This window comes from Micromonospora sp. IBSANI012, assembly GCF_052814045.1.
This window is the reverse complement of record NZ_CP199933.1, coordinates 291798-306824: the sequence shown is the minus strand read 5'-3', so window position 1 is coordinate 306824 and position 15027 is coordinate 291798. Positions and strand designations below refer to the sequence as shown.

Below are 15027 nucleotides of genomic sequence, written 5' to 3'. Positions count from 1 at the left end.
CCTCCTTGGGCGGCAGGTGGGCGCGGAGAGCCACACGAACGAGCCCGCCATGGCTCCCCGCGTCCTGGTGAATTGGTGGGTTAGATCCAGTCGGAGACGTCGTCCTGAGCGGCCGGAGACGAAGCCGCGGGCTTGGTGCCGTTGGCGGTAGTGGCCGGCTTCTTCTGCACCGGCAGGGTGATAACGGGTGCGTCGACGTCAGGCAGGTCCAGCGCCGTCGGGATCACCGGCGCAGGCCGGTCGGCCGTGGGCGTGTCCGGGTTGATGACGTCGACCAGCGGAGAGCCCACCGTCGCGGTGAGGACTTCCCGGCGCTTGATGTCGAACCGCAGATAAGCGGCGTTGCCGTCCGAGGCCCGCTCCACCAGGGCGGTGGCGGCGTGACAGGCGACCGCGATGCGGTCGAGACGGCCTTCCAGGTCCGCGAGGGACAGGCCAGGTCGGAGGTAGACCCAGACCCGCTCACCGACAGGCGTGGGCTTGGCCCACAGGATCAGCGGGAGGCTGCCGGACTGGTTGGCGATGATGAACTGCGCGAAGCACACGCGCAGCCGATGCCGCACCACCAGGCACCAGGTCCAGGCGACCACGGCCCGGCGGGAGACCGGGACAGCGGCGGGGACGCCGACGACCAGGGCGACGACCGCCAGCGTGACGGGCGTGGAGGTGTGGTCGGCCAACTGGACCCAGAAGGTGATGACGGCGGTGGTGAGCACGATCTCGACGGACCACCACCACAGCAGCCGAAGGACCGGCCAGATGCGGACCAGGACCCAGGCGAGCCCGCCGGACGGGACACCGATGGCCGCGCCCAGGAACAGGGCCAGGATGGGGTGCATGTAGGAAGCGGCCACCACGGCCGCCAGGAGGCCGACGATGACCGCCGTGAGGATGAACGCCAGCCGGGCGTTGCGGGCCGAGGAACGGTGGACCTTGGCCTCGATGACCGTCACCGTTCCGGTGGACTTCCCGAAGGGGCGGCGAGGGCTAGACTTGGACACAACGAGTCCTCCCAATGCGAGTTGGGTCGGATGAGTGGAGGGCACGGGGTCGGCAGATGTAGGAGTCGGACCGACCCCGCGCCAGCTCTTGCGGGGATGCCACCACCGCTGGTGGTGACGGGCCGGGAATGTAGGAGTCGGAACCACTCCCGGACCTTGGATCTCAGGTCAGCGGACCGTCAGGCCGCTTCGCAGACACCACAGAGGCTCACACAGCACGCTTGCGAAGGACTACTTAGCGGCCGAGTTACCAGCCAGCGGCTTCAGCGAGATGGCGCGGAACGCGGTGCCGTTGCGCCCGTTGGTCGCCCACGGGATGGCCTCCAACTGCTCGACAGCGATGAGCTGTCCCACCTTCACGCCCGGCTTCTCGCCAGCCGTCGTGATGGTGATGACCTCACCGCCGGTCTCGTCGAGAACGAAGACCTGGGTGGACCACATGGGCCGGCCGGTGTTCTTCTCCGACCGCTGGTTGCCGTTCTGGTCGTTCTTCGGCTCGGGGTCCTTGGACACCGTGACCTGCTTGCCCTCCGTGGCGATGTACAGCTTCACAACTGACCTCCTGTGTCGTGAGCGTGTCCCAGGTGGACGACTGCTCGCCTGTTAAGCCCCATCAACATCGGTCGTTTGCGGGCTTGAAAACAGTCAAGCAGGCTCAACCAGGGCTGTAAAGCCCCCTAAACAGGATTGTTGAGGGAGTCTGTCCGAGCAGTTGAGGGTGTAAGGGCAAGCGACAAACTAGGTTGTAGTTAGCCCCCTGGACAGAGAGGACACCGCAGTGCTTGACCCCGCCAGCGCGGCGAGCATCCAAGACCCGGCCGAACGCGCCCGGACGGTCAGCGCTCTGATCGACGAGTACCAGGTGGCCATCACTGAACTGTCCCGGGTGCGGCGCGAAACCATCGAAGAGCTGCTTGCCGGAGGTATGACGCAGGGCCGGATCGCCGAGCTGCTCGGCATGTCTCGCTCCCGCGTCTCGCAACTGCTCTCAACAGGCGTCCGGCCAGAACGCTCGTTCCTCGGCGCAGGCAAGTTGACCGTTGCGATCGGCGGCAAGCAGGAAGCGAACCGGCACGACCCCGGCGAGGTGGTGTCGGTCGAGTCGTTCACCGCCTACGAGATGCTGGCCGAGCTGGCCCGCACTGTCGGCTTGGAGTCGGGTTACGAGGTGGTGCCGCCGCCGGGGCATGTGCACCTGAACCGGTCGAACCTGATCGTGCTGACGAACCCACGGCTGCTGCCGTTCCTGGCACAGGTCATGGAGGCTGATCCACACCTGCGGTACCTCGTCGATGACGATGGCTGGTACATCCACGACGTGACGACGGGCCAGGACTACCGGTCGCCGCGAGACCGGGGCGAGACCGCGGACTACGGATACGTGGGACGGCTTCCCCGACCCGACGGCAAGGGCACCTTCCTCTACCTGGCGGGTACCCACGCGCAGGGCACCCTCGGTGCTGCCCATTTCGTCGCCACCAACCTGGCAGAGCTGTACAAGGAGCTGAAGAACCGCCGGTTCTCGACGCTCATCAAGTGCGTCTATGACCCGAAGGACCGGCGGAAGATCCTGTCGACCGAGCGGCTGACACCGCTGTACCGCCCCGACGGTGCCTGATGCGGGTAGCGACCGCGACTGACCCGGGTCACCCGCTACGGCCCAACGAGGACTGGGTTGCCGCCGCCCAGGGGCTGATCGTCGTCCTGGACGGTGCGACCGCCCGCACGGATACCGGCTGTGCGCACGGCGTGGCCTGGTACGCGGCGAAGCTGGGATCGACCATCACCGGCCTTGCCGTCGAGGGTGACCGCAAGCTGGGTGACGTGCTGACCGATGCCATCGGGATCACGGCGAGGATGCACCCCGAGTGCGACCTCCACCATCCCGCTACGCCGTCGGCGACCACCGCACTGATCCGGCTGACCGAAGACGCGTTGCAGTACCTCGTACTCGGCGACACGACGGTGGTGGTCGACACCACCGACGGGATCCAGGTCTTCAACGACGACCGGGTCGACACTACGGCCCAGGCCGAACGAGCCGAGGCCAACCGCTACCCGTTCGGCTCCGCCCAGAAGCAGGCAGCACTCCTGCGGATGAAACACGCCGAGCTGGCGTTGCGGAACCAGCCAGGAGGCTTCTGGGTAGCCGCAGCAGAACCCACCGTCGTCACCCACGCGATCACCGGACAGATTCCGCTTACGGCTGTCCGGCGGCTGGCCGTGCTGACCGATGGCGCCGCACGCCTGGTCACGATGTTCGACCTACTCGACTGGCAAGGGGTGCTCGACGTCCTGGACGAGCACGGCCCGACCGAGCTGATCCGACGGGTCCGAGCGATCGAGGCAGCCGACCCGAACGGCACCAAGTGGCCCCGGAACAAAGGCAGCGACGACGCCACGGCGGTCTACGCCAACTGAGGCGGCCGGCCGCCGGCGATGTCGCACTCCGCTTGATCCGTTACACGGTGACTCCAGTTGACGGGTTACACCGGCCTTGGCATGCCGGACACGGCCCGTGACGCCGGCCGTCCACCACGCTGGTGTCCCAGGCATCCGCTTCTGCCGAGTTGAGTGCTCGATCTCGCCAAGTTAAAGGACGGAATCGTCGCAGCGTGAGCCGCCGAGCGGTGACTTTTTAAAAACTGTTGCCGAGCTCGATTTCGGCACGGATCGCAAACTCCTTTAGTTTGGCGATTCCCTCGTTCTGCCCGCCGAGAAGCTGGAAGTGCGCAAGAGATGCGAAGCGAATGAGTGCCTCGATGGCGTCGTGTGGCTGCGAGTTGACCAGCCTACCGACTTCTTCCATGCCATCTTCGTCCCAGTAGGCAAGCAAGATCTGGCTGGCAAGTCCCATCATTCTTGCGGCATCAGCGGGAAGGGTCGGATCACTCTGATCTTCGGTCATGCCCGCACCTTAGCAACAAGCACCAGAAGTGCTCTATCAGAGTTAAACTCCACCTGGGGACCGGACACCGCAGTTGCCTACCGACGTGCAGGGAAGAGCTCACTGACCGCTCCTAGCACTGCTCCCCGCGCAACACCGGCGAGATGCCCGGAGGGCGCAAAGTCTGGGAGCACAATCCGTAGGCGGTGATCAGGGAGGGCCGTGCCACTACGCCGCCCCTGCCTCACCGGCATAGCCCGGCTATTATCAACGGCCGCCAGCCGGAGCCAACCCGCCGCAGCCAAGCAGAAGTGACCTACATGGCTACTTTACGGATCTGCCGAAAAGGGGACGTAGGCCGCTCGTCCTTAGTAACGGGTACCCCGTGGGTTTGGGCGGCCGTCAGGTAGTGGGTGCAGCCTGCCAACGCGGCCAGGTTCAGATCCGGTCACACGGTTCCCCAGGACATGCGTCCGCGCGGAGTGTGCCACCTGGACGACTGCACCCTAATGGCACTCGACGAGCCCGGTGCGACAACCGCTGCATACGAGGCTTGAAGCAGGTCTTGACGCTGATCTGTACCGTCTGGTGTGTGGAAACGTGGGTTACTACCGTGGTCGGTCTCGCAGGGGGCCTCCTGCTGTCCGTCGCATTCTGGTACTTTACGTCGCACATCATAGTGCCGTCGGTTCAATTTCACGATTTTATTAGCAAGCGGGATCACCGAGGGTCAGGGAAGACGGTATACAGGTTTCGCATTAACAACCCACGACGCAAGCGAGGTGTGATTGATGTTTCGATACAGGCACGCGTGCACTATCTCGGAGTCAGTCTGATTCCGAGATCCGACAAGGGCTTGAACGTCAAGAGCAACCGCACCATGCTTGACGTTCCACTTGACAATAAACATCTGTTCCGGTTGGCGCCGGGAGCTCGCCGCGTGATCTGGTTGGATTTGCACAGAATGAACTTCGGCAACTTTCCCTTCACTGCGGAGCAAAAAGCAGTGGTCGTGAACGGCGGATCGACCGCTCTTGAGACGCTCTTCGCCCTCGGGGACGACGCTTATCTGAGGATTGAGGTGTTATGTTACGACGAGTGGAGCGGGTCCCGCCGATACTATTCGTCCCGTGAGTATCGGGCCTCGGACATCAAGCTGGGCGTTTTCGACGGCGATGGAATTCGCCCAGAGATCTCCGCAGAACAGCCGCCCCTTGAACCCGGTGACACCCAAAAGTGACCGAGGCCGACGGCTACATAGCGGCGCCAATGGCTGATATCAAGCTACCGGATCTGCCGCGATGCGCTCGGTCATGCCGATGTCCGCGCCTCGGCGGTCTCGTCCGGTAGAACGGTGAGCGACCGCGACTGGTGTGGGCGAAGAAGCAGGTGAGTTGTTGTGGAGAACCCAGACGTGGGTGCGGCTGCCATATCGCGGGTTTACGTCGACATGGTTGGAGACCTGTTCCACGCGGGCCACGTGTCGCTCCTCCGGGAGGCGCGCCGCCATGGTGACTGGCTGGTCGTCGGCGTGCTGTCCGACAACACCCGCAGCCTCCTACAAGCGTCGTCCCATCATGACCCTCGCCGAGCGTGTCGCCGTGATCGAGTCGTGCAGGTACGTCGACGAGGTGATTGAGGACGCCCCGCTCCAAGTGACCGAAGAGTTTCTTGCCGAGCACGGGATCACCACCGTGGTGCACGGCGACGACTTGTCGCCCGAGGGAGCCGAGTTCGTATACGGGCCCGCCGCAGCAGCCGGGAAACTCACTTACGTTCGGCGCACGGGAGGAATCTCAACCACCCAGTTGATCCAGCGGGTGCTCGACGCGGCCGCCTCGCGAAATGAATGACCGGATCTGCCGCTGACCGCGCGTCTTGACCGGCATCGAGGATCGCTACCCCGGCGATAGGACGGCACGCCGGTTACGCACTGTGACAGCAGAACAGGAGAGATCCGGCTGGCTGTCACCCATCAAGTGAAGCTGATGTGTAACGGATCAAGTGGAGCCCGACAGCCGGCCGCCGGCGATGTCCGGTCTCAGGACCTCCGTGACAGATCAGTCTCAGGACGTGCGTGACACCTCCAGCTAGACGATCTTGTCTGCCTCGGGCAGTTCGTGTCGACAGAGTTGCGGACGGTACGTGTCACAGAACGCGGTAGTACCACCTCCCTGCGGTAGTGCCTTTCTGTGCTGAGCTCGATACTTGAACTGGATCGACAACGAGAGGTGCAGAGGATGGACGAGCATGCCGGTAAGCAGGAGGGGCCGTCCGGAGAAGAACTCGCGAGCTGCACCAGGTGGTTTGAGCAGTACGTCGAGGCGTTGAACCAGCGATCTGTAGTGGCTGAAGCGGCTGGCGGACCGTACGCGTGTCCCTGCTGTCGGCACCCGACGCTCGAGGGGCGAGGTCAGTTCGAGATTTGCTTCGCCTGCGGCTGGGAGGACGACGGGCAGGATGACGAAGACGCTGACACGGTGCGAGGCGGCCCCAACGGTTCGCTCAGTCTGACGGATGCCCGGCGTGCCTACGCCGAACGGCCGGTCAGCCTGGCGGATGCGCGGCGTGCCTATGCCGAGCGACAAGCCCGTTGGGAAGAGCGCAGACGCCGCCGATCGGCGCCCGAGACGACTTGACGTGATTGGGCCGCACGCCGGTCGCTTCCGCGCTCTCGCGGAGTGTCACCCAGGTCCTGATACCGATCTGTCACTGAGGTCCTGAGACCCGACACCGGCCGCCGGCGATGTTGTTCAAAGTTTCTGTACGTCTTCAAGGCGGCCCGCAACGGGCCGCACGCGCCGCCGCCAGGGCGCGCGGCCTGCACTCCGCTACCGCTCCGCTCCGGCCACGCAAGACGCCCGGCGGCTGGCGCGGAAGGCGGGGAGCCCGGAGGGCCGCCGCAGAACAGTAGACCGTTGACGTGGTGTGGTGGCCGGCAGCCGGCCGGGCCGCGCGGCAGGACCCGCGCGGCGTAGGGGAGCGCAAGCCGGCCGCGTCGGCGAGCTGGCGCAGCGTGAGGGGTTGCGGCTACTGCGCCTCCGGCGGGGGCGCAACAGCTCCAGGATGGCCGGAAGGTCGTCGGCGGGTGCCGGGTCCGTGGGTGATTGCGGTAGGCCATCCCGCCTGCCATCGACCCGGGCGAGCCGAGCAGACCACCGCCCGACCCGCCAGCGCCCGAACCAGCCGTCAAGGTGCGCTTGACGTGGCGGGCCGGGCGGCGGCCCGCTCTCCAGGAGGACGGGTCGACGGCATACGGGATGGCAAGCAATCACTCTGCTCTGCAGAAGGCCAGGACCTGGTTGGAATCCAGGTCGTCAACTCATGCGCGCCAACGCCCATGAGAATGATTCGACAGATCAGCTCGCATGATGTCTGGCGGCGAGCTAGACCGTTAGCCCAGCCAGAGGGCCGCTCCTGCCTTGGCGAGCTGCGTTTTGCGGGGCTCGAAGTCAGGCATCGCGCGCTCCACGACAGCCCAGAACGCCGGCACATGCTGCGGATGATCAATGTGTGCCAGTTCGTGGACGATCACGTAATCGATGAGGCTGGGCGGAAGTTGGAGAGCGGCCCAGTGCAGATTTAGCCGGTTGTTCTTGCCAAGTGACCCCCACCGATAGCCAAGGTCGCGCACTTCGAGTTCGTCATGCCGGAGGCCCATCCGGCGAGCCCAAGGCTCGATGCGGAATGGCAGCCAGGCAAGGGCGCGGTGTCGGTACCAGCGGATCATTGCGGCTGCGGGGTCACCAGTCTGGGCGAGTGCTCGCGCCATGCGCAGCCGCCCCCGCTCCAGCTTGACCGGATGATCCTCGCCCAAATCGCGAGTGAGCAGGAGCCGGTACCGGCGGCCGAGATACTCGAATCCTTCGCCGGTCACGAACTCCTTGTCGGGGCGGGCCGACAACAGCAGGTCCTTCTCGGCAAGCTTGCGGTAAATCCAAAACCGTTTGGAGTTCGCCCACGAGGCGAGATGGCCTGGCGAGCAACCGGCCGGTGCGTGAAGGTTCAGCGAGCCGTCGCGGTCGACGGTGATACCGACGGTTCGGCGCGATACCGACTTTCGTACCGCGAAGTCCAGGTCGCCCACAGTCATCCGTTCGGGTAGCGCGCTAGTCATACCGGCCCCGCCGTTACAAGTCTCGCCCGATTCGCCTTGGCAAGCTCGACCAGCCGGTCGGCAAGCGGCGGTAGCCGATCGAAGTCGAACAGGTCGCCGCCGTCGATCCGTTGATCGTCCAGCATACGGATGATCTGATTGCGCAGCGTGTTCTGCGCGTGGGGGTTGTGCCAGAAGCCCACGAGGCGAATCTCCAGCTTGATGTGTTGCACCAGGTCGATCGTCACTTGGCGGAGAACAGCCTCGGTCGGCGGGGTCAGTGCCCTGCCCTCGTCGCTGGCCTCGCGCTTGAGGATGTCGTAGAAGGGTGCCTCAGTCTGCGGATCCAGCCCGGACTCCTCGGACTGCCGGCCAGCACGTACCTGCGGAAGCAGCTCACCGAGGGCAAGCACGAGCTGATCCCACTGGTCGCCCAACTCCTGGATGATCTCTTCGAGCCGTTCAGAAAGCTGGCCGTAATACTCGGGATCCTCTTCGAGGTGCCCACGCAGATGGTGGCGGATCGCATGCTCCATCTCAGACGCCTTGGCCCGGTCAGTACGAAGGCCCGCGACCTTCTCGTCGAAGTCGGTCGCAGTGATGGAGATCGGCGGTATCTTCTGGTCGATGCCCAGTGCCTCGATGTGGTCGTCGATCAGACGCCGTACCTTCTCGCCGTATAGCGACGGGTCGAAGCCGAGGTCGTCGCGATACCGGCGCCGTGCAGTTAGCGCGATGGCGCCGAACGTCTTGGCGCCCGGTACGTGCGGCAGCGCCTCGGGGCGAGGCAGCACGGTCTCCAGGCTTGTGGTGAATTGCTTGAGTGCCGCCTCGAACGCCGCCCGCAGCCGCTCATCGGCCAGTGCCTGCACACACGCCTCCTGGTCGGCCTCAGCGTCGAAGCGGTCGATTCCGCGCTCCAGGAACAGGTTGCGCACCCGCTGGTGCCGCTCGGCCAGCAGCGGTACCTCATCCACAACGCTGCTCAGCGCGCCCTCGATGTCCTTCTCCGCGTATGCGGCGAGGGCGGATTTGAGGTTGTCGGCTACGCCGAAGTAATCCACGACGTACCCGGCCCGTTTACGTGCGGCCGTGCGATTAACCCGGGCGATGGCCTGGAGGAGCTCCGCCTCTTTGATGTGCCGGTCGAGGTAGAGCACCTGTTCCACCGGGGCGTCGAAGCCGGTTAGCAGCATGGACTTGACGATCAGGAACGCCACTGGGCTGCCTCGTCCGGGGTCAGCTTCCTTGGTAGATAGAGGTAGCTTGAATTGATCGATCACCGCTTCCTGACGGTCCTTATCGGTCCAGCGCGCCAGCTCCTCCTTGTCGTTCTGGGCACCGGAGATGACCGGTATGAACTCCAGTCGGGCGATGAGGTCCCGGTAGGGCCACGCGCGCACGAGTCGCGCCGTCCGGGCCTTGAACTGGTCGGCTCGATCTGCGGCGTCTGCGGTACGAAGATGTGCGGGGAGGTCGTCCAATTCGGCGACCAGCTGCTCACGGGCGACCAGCAGCGCTTCGCGAAACCGGACGGTCGCGCGCCTGGTGCTCGCCACGACTTGGGCCTTGAACCCATTAGGCAGCACGACATCCACATAGTGGCGCAGCATGTTCCGAGCCTTCGCCTGGATCAGCTTCGGCGCCTCCAGCACGTTGCCCTTGGTGGCCCACCGCCTCTTAATAGCCTCCAACTCATCCGCGGAACGCTCGACGAACATGTCGTCGAACACTTCGTCCAGGTCACGGGCATCACGTACCGCAGCCTGGACGGTACGGCCCTCGTAAAGGATGGGCACCGTTGCCCCATCCTCCTGCGACTCTAGGATCGTGTACTGGTCGAGATAGTCACCGAAGATTGCGTGGGTGAACTTCTTCTTGCCCATGATGATGGGGGTGCCGGTGAATCCGATCCTGGCGCAGTTGGGCAGCGCCTCCAACAGGTGTGCGTGTAGCGCGCTGCCGTGCGACCGGTGCGCCTCGTCGACGAGCACCACTATGTCTTGGGACCTGTCCAGGACACCAAGCGACTGGAGGGCCTCGGCGTCCTGCTTGCGCGCTTGCGGGTTGCGGTACTTCTGGATCATCGCGAAAACTAACGCCTTGCCCGGCCTTACGAGCAGCTGCCGGACGCCAGCCACACTCTTTCCGACGTAGACTGTCTCGCCGGTCAAGTTCGCGGTCTCGCTGAGTTGCCGTTGAAGGTCGGTGCGGTCGGTGACCACTACTACCTTAAAGCGCACCAAGTCCCGGTGGGTCCGCATAGCGCGTACCAGAAACACCATGGTGAGGCTCTTGCCCGATCCCTGCGTATGCCAGACGATCCCGCCGCGCCGGTCCTGCTCGCCGTCTTCCGCGCGGGTCTTGCCCATGCAAAGCCGGTCGATGGCGCGACGGACCGCTCGGTATTGCTGATATCGTGCGGCAATTTTGACGGTGCGGGAGCCGACCGGCATGAACAGCGTGAAATGCCGCACAAGGTCGAGCAGCCGCTCCGGGTGCAGCATCCCGGCTGCCAAGCGCTGTTGGCTGGATAGCGACGGTACGTGCAGCGCTGCCGCGACGTCTGCCTCCGGCGTCGGCTCAGTGGTCTTCCACTCGGCGAAGTGCTCGGCTTCTGAGGTGAAGGTGCCGACCATCGCACGTTCGAAGCAGCTCGCGACAACGAACTGGTTGAGGTGGAACAGCCGCTCGTTGCCCTCGGGACTGGCCGCGCCGCGCTGGTTGGCGTACCGGCGCAACTGCTCGATCGCCTTGACCATCGGCTCGACGATGCCGGGCGCCTTCGCCTCCACCACGACCAGCGGGATGCCATTGACAAACAAGACCAGATCCGGGGCGATGTACTTGTGCTGCTGCCCGCCCGGTTCATCAACCCGGAACTGGTTGATGACCAGGAACTCGTTGCGCTCCGGGCGCTCCCAGTCGATGAACTGGACGGTACGATCGCGGCCGCGATCCCAGCCCTCCACACCATCAACAGTGCTACCGAGAAGCAGTCGTTCAGTCAGCTCCTCGTTGATCTCGATGAGCTTGGATGCCTTGGGTCGGGTGAGGCTGGCTACAGCCTGGGAAAGCCGATGGTCGTCCAGCCATGGTTCGCCGTTTTGGTTCAGGTTGATGGTCCGAAGCGCCGCCCGTAGGCGGCTCTGCAGGATGGTCTCGCGGAAGGACGAGCGGCCCGTCGCGCCCGGATCCGACTTGGAGCCCTCGATATGCGACCAGCCCATTGCCGTGAGCTGCGTGAGGAGCGGCAGCTCAACCTGGGCGTACTCGGGACCTCCACTCACACCGCAGCCTCCTCCGCGACATTCACCCGTACGCGCCCGGTCATCAGGTCATCCACCAAGCCGTGCTTGAGCAGCTCAGACTTCCGCAAGCGAGCGATCTCTCGGCGAACTCGCTCATCCCAAGGCTGCAATGCTCGGACGATGGCTCGCTGCTCGGAAATCGGTGGCACGGCAACCGTAATGGGGTGGACGAAGTTGCGGTTGAGAGTTGGCACGGACGTTGCAGCGTCAAACCGTTCGAGCCGCATAAACTTTAGCAATAGGTGGATAAACTTGGGGTAATTGCCCTTAAAATCCTTAACCCATAATGACGTGTCATGCGGCCAATAGTCGCCGGGAAGGTAGTAAGAACCTCCCAACTTACCCTTTCTGCCTATAACGACACCGGGACCCTTGACCATTGGCCGATCGTGGAAGCTGGATATCCCGGACGATGACACTACCGGGATTTGCCCCGGTCGTTGCTGTGCAACAGTTATGTCGTATCCTCGCTGGAGGGTAAGGAATGAGCCCAAGGGCCCAACTGACCACGCGATCGGTACCGGCCCCAGAATGGAGTCCTTGAACTGCGCGGGACTGGCTTGTGGATCTAGGACCCGTCCATGCTCGCCAATTCCGCAGGTGAGAAGGTCGTAGAGTAGACCCTGCCTTGCCTGCTCAAGCTTGGCGATTAGCCGCTCCGCCGACCGGATCACCTCATCCGCCGTATCAAGGATATCCGCAATTTTCCGCTGCTCCTTCGGCGGTGGGACGGGCATCGCCAGATTGCGGAGGTAGGACTTGCTCAGATTCTTGAGGCCCGTGCTTCCCTGAACGCTGCGCGTAATGCGATCCTGGATCGTGGAGGATGCAAGGATGTGGTAAAGGTATCGGGGATCCATCTCACGTCGAGGGCGAACTCCGATTAGGAAGCTGGCGAGTAGGAATTGGTGGTTGCTTGTAACGAAGGATACGTTTCCAACTCGCTCAGCGTTGCCGTTTGACCCAACCATCGCAATAGAGCCCGCCGGCACCAGGAACCTCTCGACGGCGCTTCGCGATGCGACTCGGAGGTAGAGAAGGTTCTCGGTGTCCAAGTCGCGTTTGATATTTGGGATTCGCAGGACCGGCAGGGTTCCTTGTTCCGCTACCCGCCGCTCCTGCGATGCATCCCAGCTAATGCCACGTTCGATGTCTGCTAAGTCCGCCAGAGGAAGCAGCGGAACCTCGATGCCGTTAGTCATAGCCAAGTTCCTTGAGCATAGCGGCGAGTCTGGCGGAAGCAGCGTCATGTTGCTGTTCAATCTGGTGGACCGGAGCAGAGTACTTGTCCCACCAATTCTCCAACGCCGCAATGATCTGCTGGCGGCGCGCCATAACGTAGCTGTTGAGATGTGTCGCCAGGTCGTCGCGCGCCAACATTAGGACGAGGTTTTGCTCTTTCGCGCCCGTTAGCTTTTCCCTCGCTAGACCGAGTTCGGCGGCGAACCTCCCCAGCAGATTTCTCTGCTCGCGCTTAACGGCAGCCAATTGGCGCTTCAGCGCTACCAACTCGGCCGGCGACAGGGCCTCCTCGGCTTCGTCCTCCGCATCGTCTTCATCCTCGCCACTGCTCGTCGCCGCCTTCACGCGCACGTCCAACTCGGCGCGCTTGGCCTCGACGGCAGCCAGGTCATCCACGTAGGACGGCAGTAGCGCCGGCACCAACCGGTGGTTGAACGGGTCGGCTTTCGAGTCCTTGTCCTCTAGCGCGGAGAGGATGGTGGTGACCCACCCATCGACTACACCACCGAAGCCGTGGGTAGCGAGCGTACGCAGGTCGTACTGGATCGTGTTCCACCACCGAACGATCACGCCGGCGAGCTGGAACCGGTCGAGCAATCCCACTGGCAATAGCGCGGTGATGAAGCTCTCCAGCAGCTCTCGACGCGCCAGCATCAGCGAACGCGTGGCCGGCATCTGCACCAGCAGTTTGACGTGCTCGCCCCACCACACGTCCAAAGCTTCACGCAATTCGGCTTCCCTGGTTCGTACTCCCGCATCATCGACCACGAGGTCCTTTAAGCCCGCCTTGGTCAGGCCATCCGCAAAGTCCAGGTACGCCGTGTGCTGGTCGATGAAGACGTGCTCGGGAGCGAAGCCGTGCGAGGCAAACAGACCCTTCTTCGCCTCAACTTCAGCCCGGGGGACACCGCCGTGCAGATGCGCGCGCACGTCCTGCCGCTCGAGGGGCGGCGTGTTGTCGGCGTACCGGCGGATGTTCAGGTTGTCGTCGTTGGCCGCCAATTCCTCGCGGGTGACGACAGCGGCGTAGCCGGGGATGTCGGCGAACTCGCGGTACGCGGAGACGATCTTCTCGACGTGTTCGGGCAGCAGGTAGTTTTGCGCCCGGCCGACGGAGAATTCAGCGTCGGCGTTGATGAACAGCACCTTGCCCCGCCGGTCTGCCGGCTTGGACTCGGGCGCTCGAAGCACAAGGATGCACGCTGGGATGCCGGTGCCGTAGAACAAGTTCGGCGGTAACCCGATGACCGCCTCGATGATGTCGTCATCGAGCATCTTGCTGCGGATGTGGCGCTCCGCGCCGCCTCGAAACAGCACGCCGTGCGGCATGACGGTGGCTGCCAAGCCATTGGCCTTGAGTACCGACACCATGTGCTGGACGAACATCAGGTCAGCCTTCTTGCCGCCCTCCGGTGCCCAACCCCAGCGGAACCGCTCGGGCCGCTGGATGCTGCCTTTGTCATAGTTTAGAGAGAAAGGCGGATTGGACAGCACCCGGTCGAAGCGTTCGAGCTGGCCACCGTGGACATGCATCGGTGCGATCAGTGTGTCGTCGTTCTGTATGTCCCCGTCCGGGATGCCGTGCAGCAGCAGGTTCATTTTGGAAATGGACCACACGCCGCCGTTGTTCTCCTGCCCGGCCAGCCGCAGGTTGCGCGGGTTGCCGCCGTGCTCCTCCACGTAGTCCTTGGACAGGATGAGCATGCCGCCCGAACCCGAGCATGGGTCGTAGACCGACATGCCCTCGCAAGGCTCGACGATTTGGACCATCATGCGGACCACGATCCGGGGCGTGTAGAACTCGCCGCCCTTTTTGCCGGCAGAGTCGGCGAACTCGCGGATGAGGTACTCGTACGCGGCGCCCAGCAGGTCTGGGAACTCGAAGTCCTCGTTGCATAGCCGGTACTTGGAGAAGTGAGCGATGAGATCGCGCAGCTTCTTGTCAGGTATACGAGACTGGCCCACCTGCCGGGTGAAGTTGATGTGCTGGACAACGCCCTCAAGCGCCTGGTTGTGCTCCTCCAGCGCACCCAACGCCTTATTCAGCCCATCGCCGACGTTGTGGTGCAGCTCGTCGCGCAGATGCTCCCAACGGGCGGACGGCGGCACGAAGAAGGCGCCGTCGTAGTACGTCGGCGAGTTGGCCCTCAGCTCGGCCTGACTCCTGGTCCGCCCGGCGGCGATCTCAGCGGCGACGACCCGCTCCCGCGCCACCTCGAACTCGTCCGAGGCGCGCTTCAGGAACAGCATCCCGAAGATGTACTCCTTGAACTCCGAGGCATCCATCTTTCCCCGGAGGATGTCCGCCGCCGCGAACAGGTGCCGCTCTAGCTGCGGCAGTGTCAACTTAGCCACGTACTTCCTTCTTCATGCCGGTACCCCGCGTCGAAGTCGTCATCTTCCTGCAAGTTGATGAGCAGCACATCCTTCGAGCCGGTGGCTTCTCGGGCACATTGCTGTGGCCCGGCTCGTCCTTCAACCCTGGAGGAT

The 15027-nt window shown here is 63.8% G+C and carries 13 protein-coding genes; 6 read left to right on the top strand and 7 right to left on the bottom strand.

The annotated features are described in order from the left end of the window. Positions 1-80 precede the first annotated feature (80 nt). Together ACTWM8_RS01530 and ACTWM8_RS01525 are read right to left on the bottom strand one after the other, a co-directional pair. The gene (locus ACTWM8_RS01530; protein ID WP_446212216.1) at positions 81-953 is read right to left on the bottom strand and encodes a hypothetical protein; all 873 of its coding nucleotides are present in this window, start codon (positions 951-953) and stop codon (positions 81-83) included. Positions 954-1232: 279 nt separating this feature from the next. Further along, complete coding sequence (locus ACTWM8_RS01525) at positions 1233-1553, bottom strand: hypothetical protein (RefSeq protein WP_238447608.1); 321 nt, start codon at positions 1551-1553, stop codon at positions 1233-1235. A gap of 226 nt (positions 1554-1779) precedes the next feature. Between ACTWM8_RS01525 and ACTWM8_RS01520 the strand changes: the two genes are divergently transcribed. Together ACTWM8_RS01520 and ACTWM8_RS01515 are read left to right on the top strand one after the other, a co-directional pair. Beyond that, the gene (locus ACTWM8_RS01520) at positions 1780-2619 is read left to right on the top strand and encodes a sigma-70 family RNA polymerase sigma factor (protein WP_446212215.1); all 840 of its coding nucleotides are present in this window, start codon (positions 1780-1782) and stop codon (positions 2617-2619) included. Further along, on the top strand, positions 2619-3422 hold the full coding sequence (locus ACTWM8_RS01515) for a protein phosphatase 2C domain-containing protein (RefSeq protein WP_446212214.1): 804 nt from the start codon (positions 2619-2621) through the stop codon (positions 3420-3422). Before ACTWM8_RS01520 ends, ACTWM8_RS01515 begins: the two co-directional genes overlap by 1 nt. A gap of 217 nt (positions 3423-3639) precedes the next feature. Here the strand turns inward: ACTWM8_RS01515 and ACTWM8_RS01510 are convergent, their stop codons facing one another. Further along, complete coding sequence (locus tag ACTWM8_RS01510) at positions 3640-3909, bottom strand: hypothetical protein (RefSeq protein WP_446212213.1); 270 nt, start codon at positions 3907-3909, stop codon at positions 3640-3642. Positions 3910-4480: 571 nt separating this feature from the next. On the opposite strand from ACTWM8_RS01510, the gene ACTWM8_RS01505 reads away from it, so the two are divergent. The 4 genes from ACTWM8_RS01505 to ACTWM8_RS01490 all read left to right on the top strand — a co-directional run bounded on the left by ACTWM8_RS01505 (position 4481) and on the right by ACTWM8_RS01490 (position 6527). Continuing rightward, positions 4481-5128: a hypothetical protein gene (locus tag ACTWM8_RS01505; RefSeq protein ID WP_446212212.1), complete on the top strand. Its 648-nt coding sequence runs from the start codon at positions 4481-4483 to the stop codon at positions 5126-5128. Positions 5129-5338: 210 nt separating this feature from the next. Continuing rightward, the gene (locus ACTWM8_RS01500; RefSeq protein ID WP_446214439.1) at positions 5339-5527 is read left to right on the top strand and encodes an adenylyltransferase/cytidyltransferase family protein; all 189 of its coding nucleotides are present in this window, start codon (positions 5339-5341) and stop codon (positions 5525-5527) included. Further along, positions 5466-5741 (top strand): hypothetical protein, encoded by a 276-nt coding sequence (locus tag ACTWM8_RS01495; protein WP_446212211.1) that lies wholly within the window; start codon positions 5466-5468, stop codon positions 5739-5741. The genes ACTWM8_RS01500 and ACTWM8_RS01495 overlap by 62 nt, the downstream gene beginning before the upstream one ends. A 387-nt stretch (positions 5742-6128) precedes the next feature. Beyond that, on the top strand, positions 6129-6527 hold the full coding sequence (locus ACTWM8_RS01490; protein WP_446212210.1) for a CPCC family cysteine-rich protein: 399 nt from the start codon (positions 6129-6131) through the stop codon (positions 6525-6527). Between the two features lie 755 nt (positions 6528-7282). On the opposite strand, the gene ACTWM8_RS01485 is transcribed toward ACTWM8_RS01490, so the two are convergent. From ACTWM8_RS01485 to ACTWM8_RS01470, 4 genes are read right to left on the bottom strand one after another with little or no spacing between them, the layout of a single operon-like run. Then, positions 7283-7975, bottom strand: coding sequence for a M48 family metallopeptidase (locus ACTWM8_RS01485; protein ID WP_446212209.1), 693 nt, complete (start codon positions 7973-7975; stop codon positions 7283-7285). A 26-nt stretch (positions 7976-8001) separates the two neighbouring features. After that, positions 8002-11274 (bottom strand): type I restriction endonuclease subunit R, encoded by a 3273-nt coding sequence (locus tag ACTWM8_RS01480; protein WP_446212208.1) that lies wholly within the window; start codon positions 11272-11274, stop codon positions 8002-8004. Continuing rightward, positions 11271-12497, bottom strand: coding sequence for a restriction endonuclease subunit S (locus tag ACTWM8_RS01475; RefSeq protein ID WP_446212207.1), 1227 nt, complete (start codon positions 12495-12497; stop codon positions 11271-11273). Before ACTWM8_RS01475 ends, ACTWM8_RS01480 begins: the two co-directional genes overlap by 4 nt. Further along, complete coding sequence (locus ACTWM8_RS01470) at positions 12490-14892, bottom strand: N-6 DNA methylase (protein ID WP_446212206.1); 2403 nt, start codon at positions 14890-14892, stop codon at positions 12490-12492. The genes ACTWM8_RS01475 and ACTWM8_RS01470 overlap by 8 nt, the downstream gene beginning before the upstream one ends. Positions 14893-15027 lie beyond the last annotated feature (135 nt).

Bases quoted from the DNA above. Each gene is read 5' to 3' on its own strand.
- ACTWM8_RS01515 (WP_446212214.1), top strand. From the start codon at position 2,619: ATGCGGGTAGCGACCGCGACTGACCCGGGTCACCCGCTACGGCCCAAC.
- ACTWM8_RS01510 (WP_446212213.1), bottom strand. From the start codon at position 3,909: ATGACCGAAGATCAGAGTGATCCGACCCTTCCCGCTGATGCCGCAAGA.
- ACTWM8_RS01500 (WP_446214439.1), top strand. From the start codon at position 5,339: ATGGTTGGAGACCTGTTCCACGCGGGCCACGTGTCGCTCCTCCGGGAG.
- ACTWM8_RS01495 (WP_446212211.1), top strand. From the start codon at position 5,466: ATGACCCTCGCCGAGCGTGTCGCCGTGATCGAGTCGTGCAGGTACGTC.
- ACTWM8_RS01490 (WP_446212210.1), top strand. From the start codon at position 6,129: ATGGACGAGCATGCCGGTAAGCAGGAGGGGCCGTCCGGAGAAGAACTC.
- ACTWM8_RS01475 (WP_446212207.1), bottom strand. From the start codon at position 12,497: ATGACTAACGGCATCGAGGTTCCGCTGCTTCCTCTGGCGGACTTAGCA.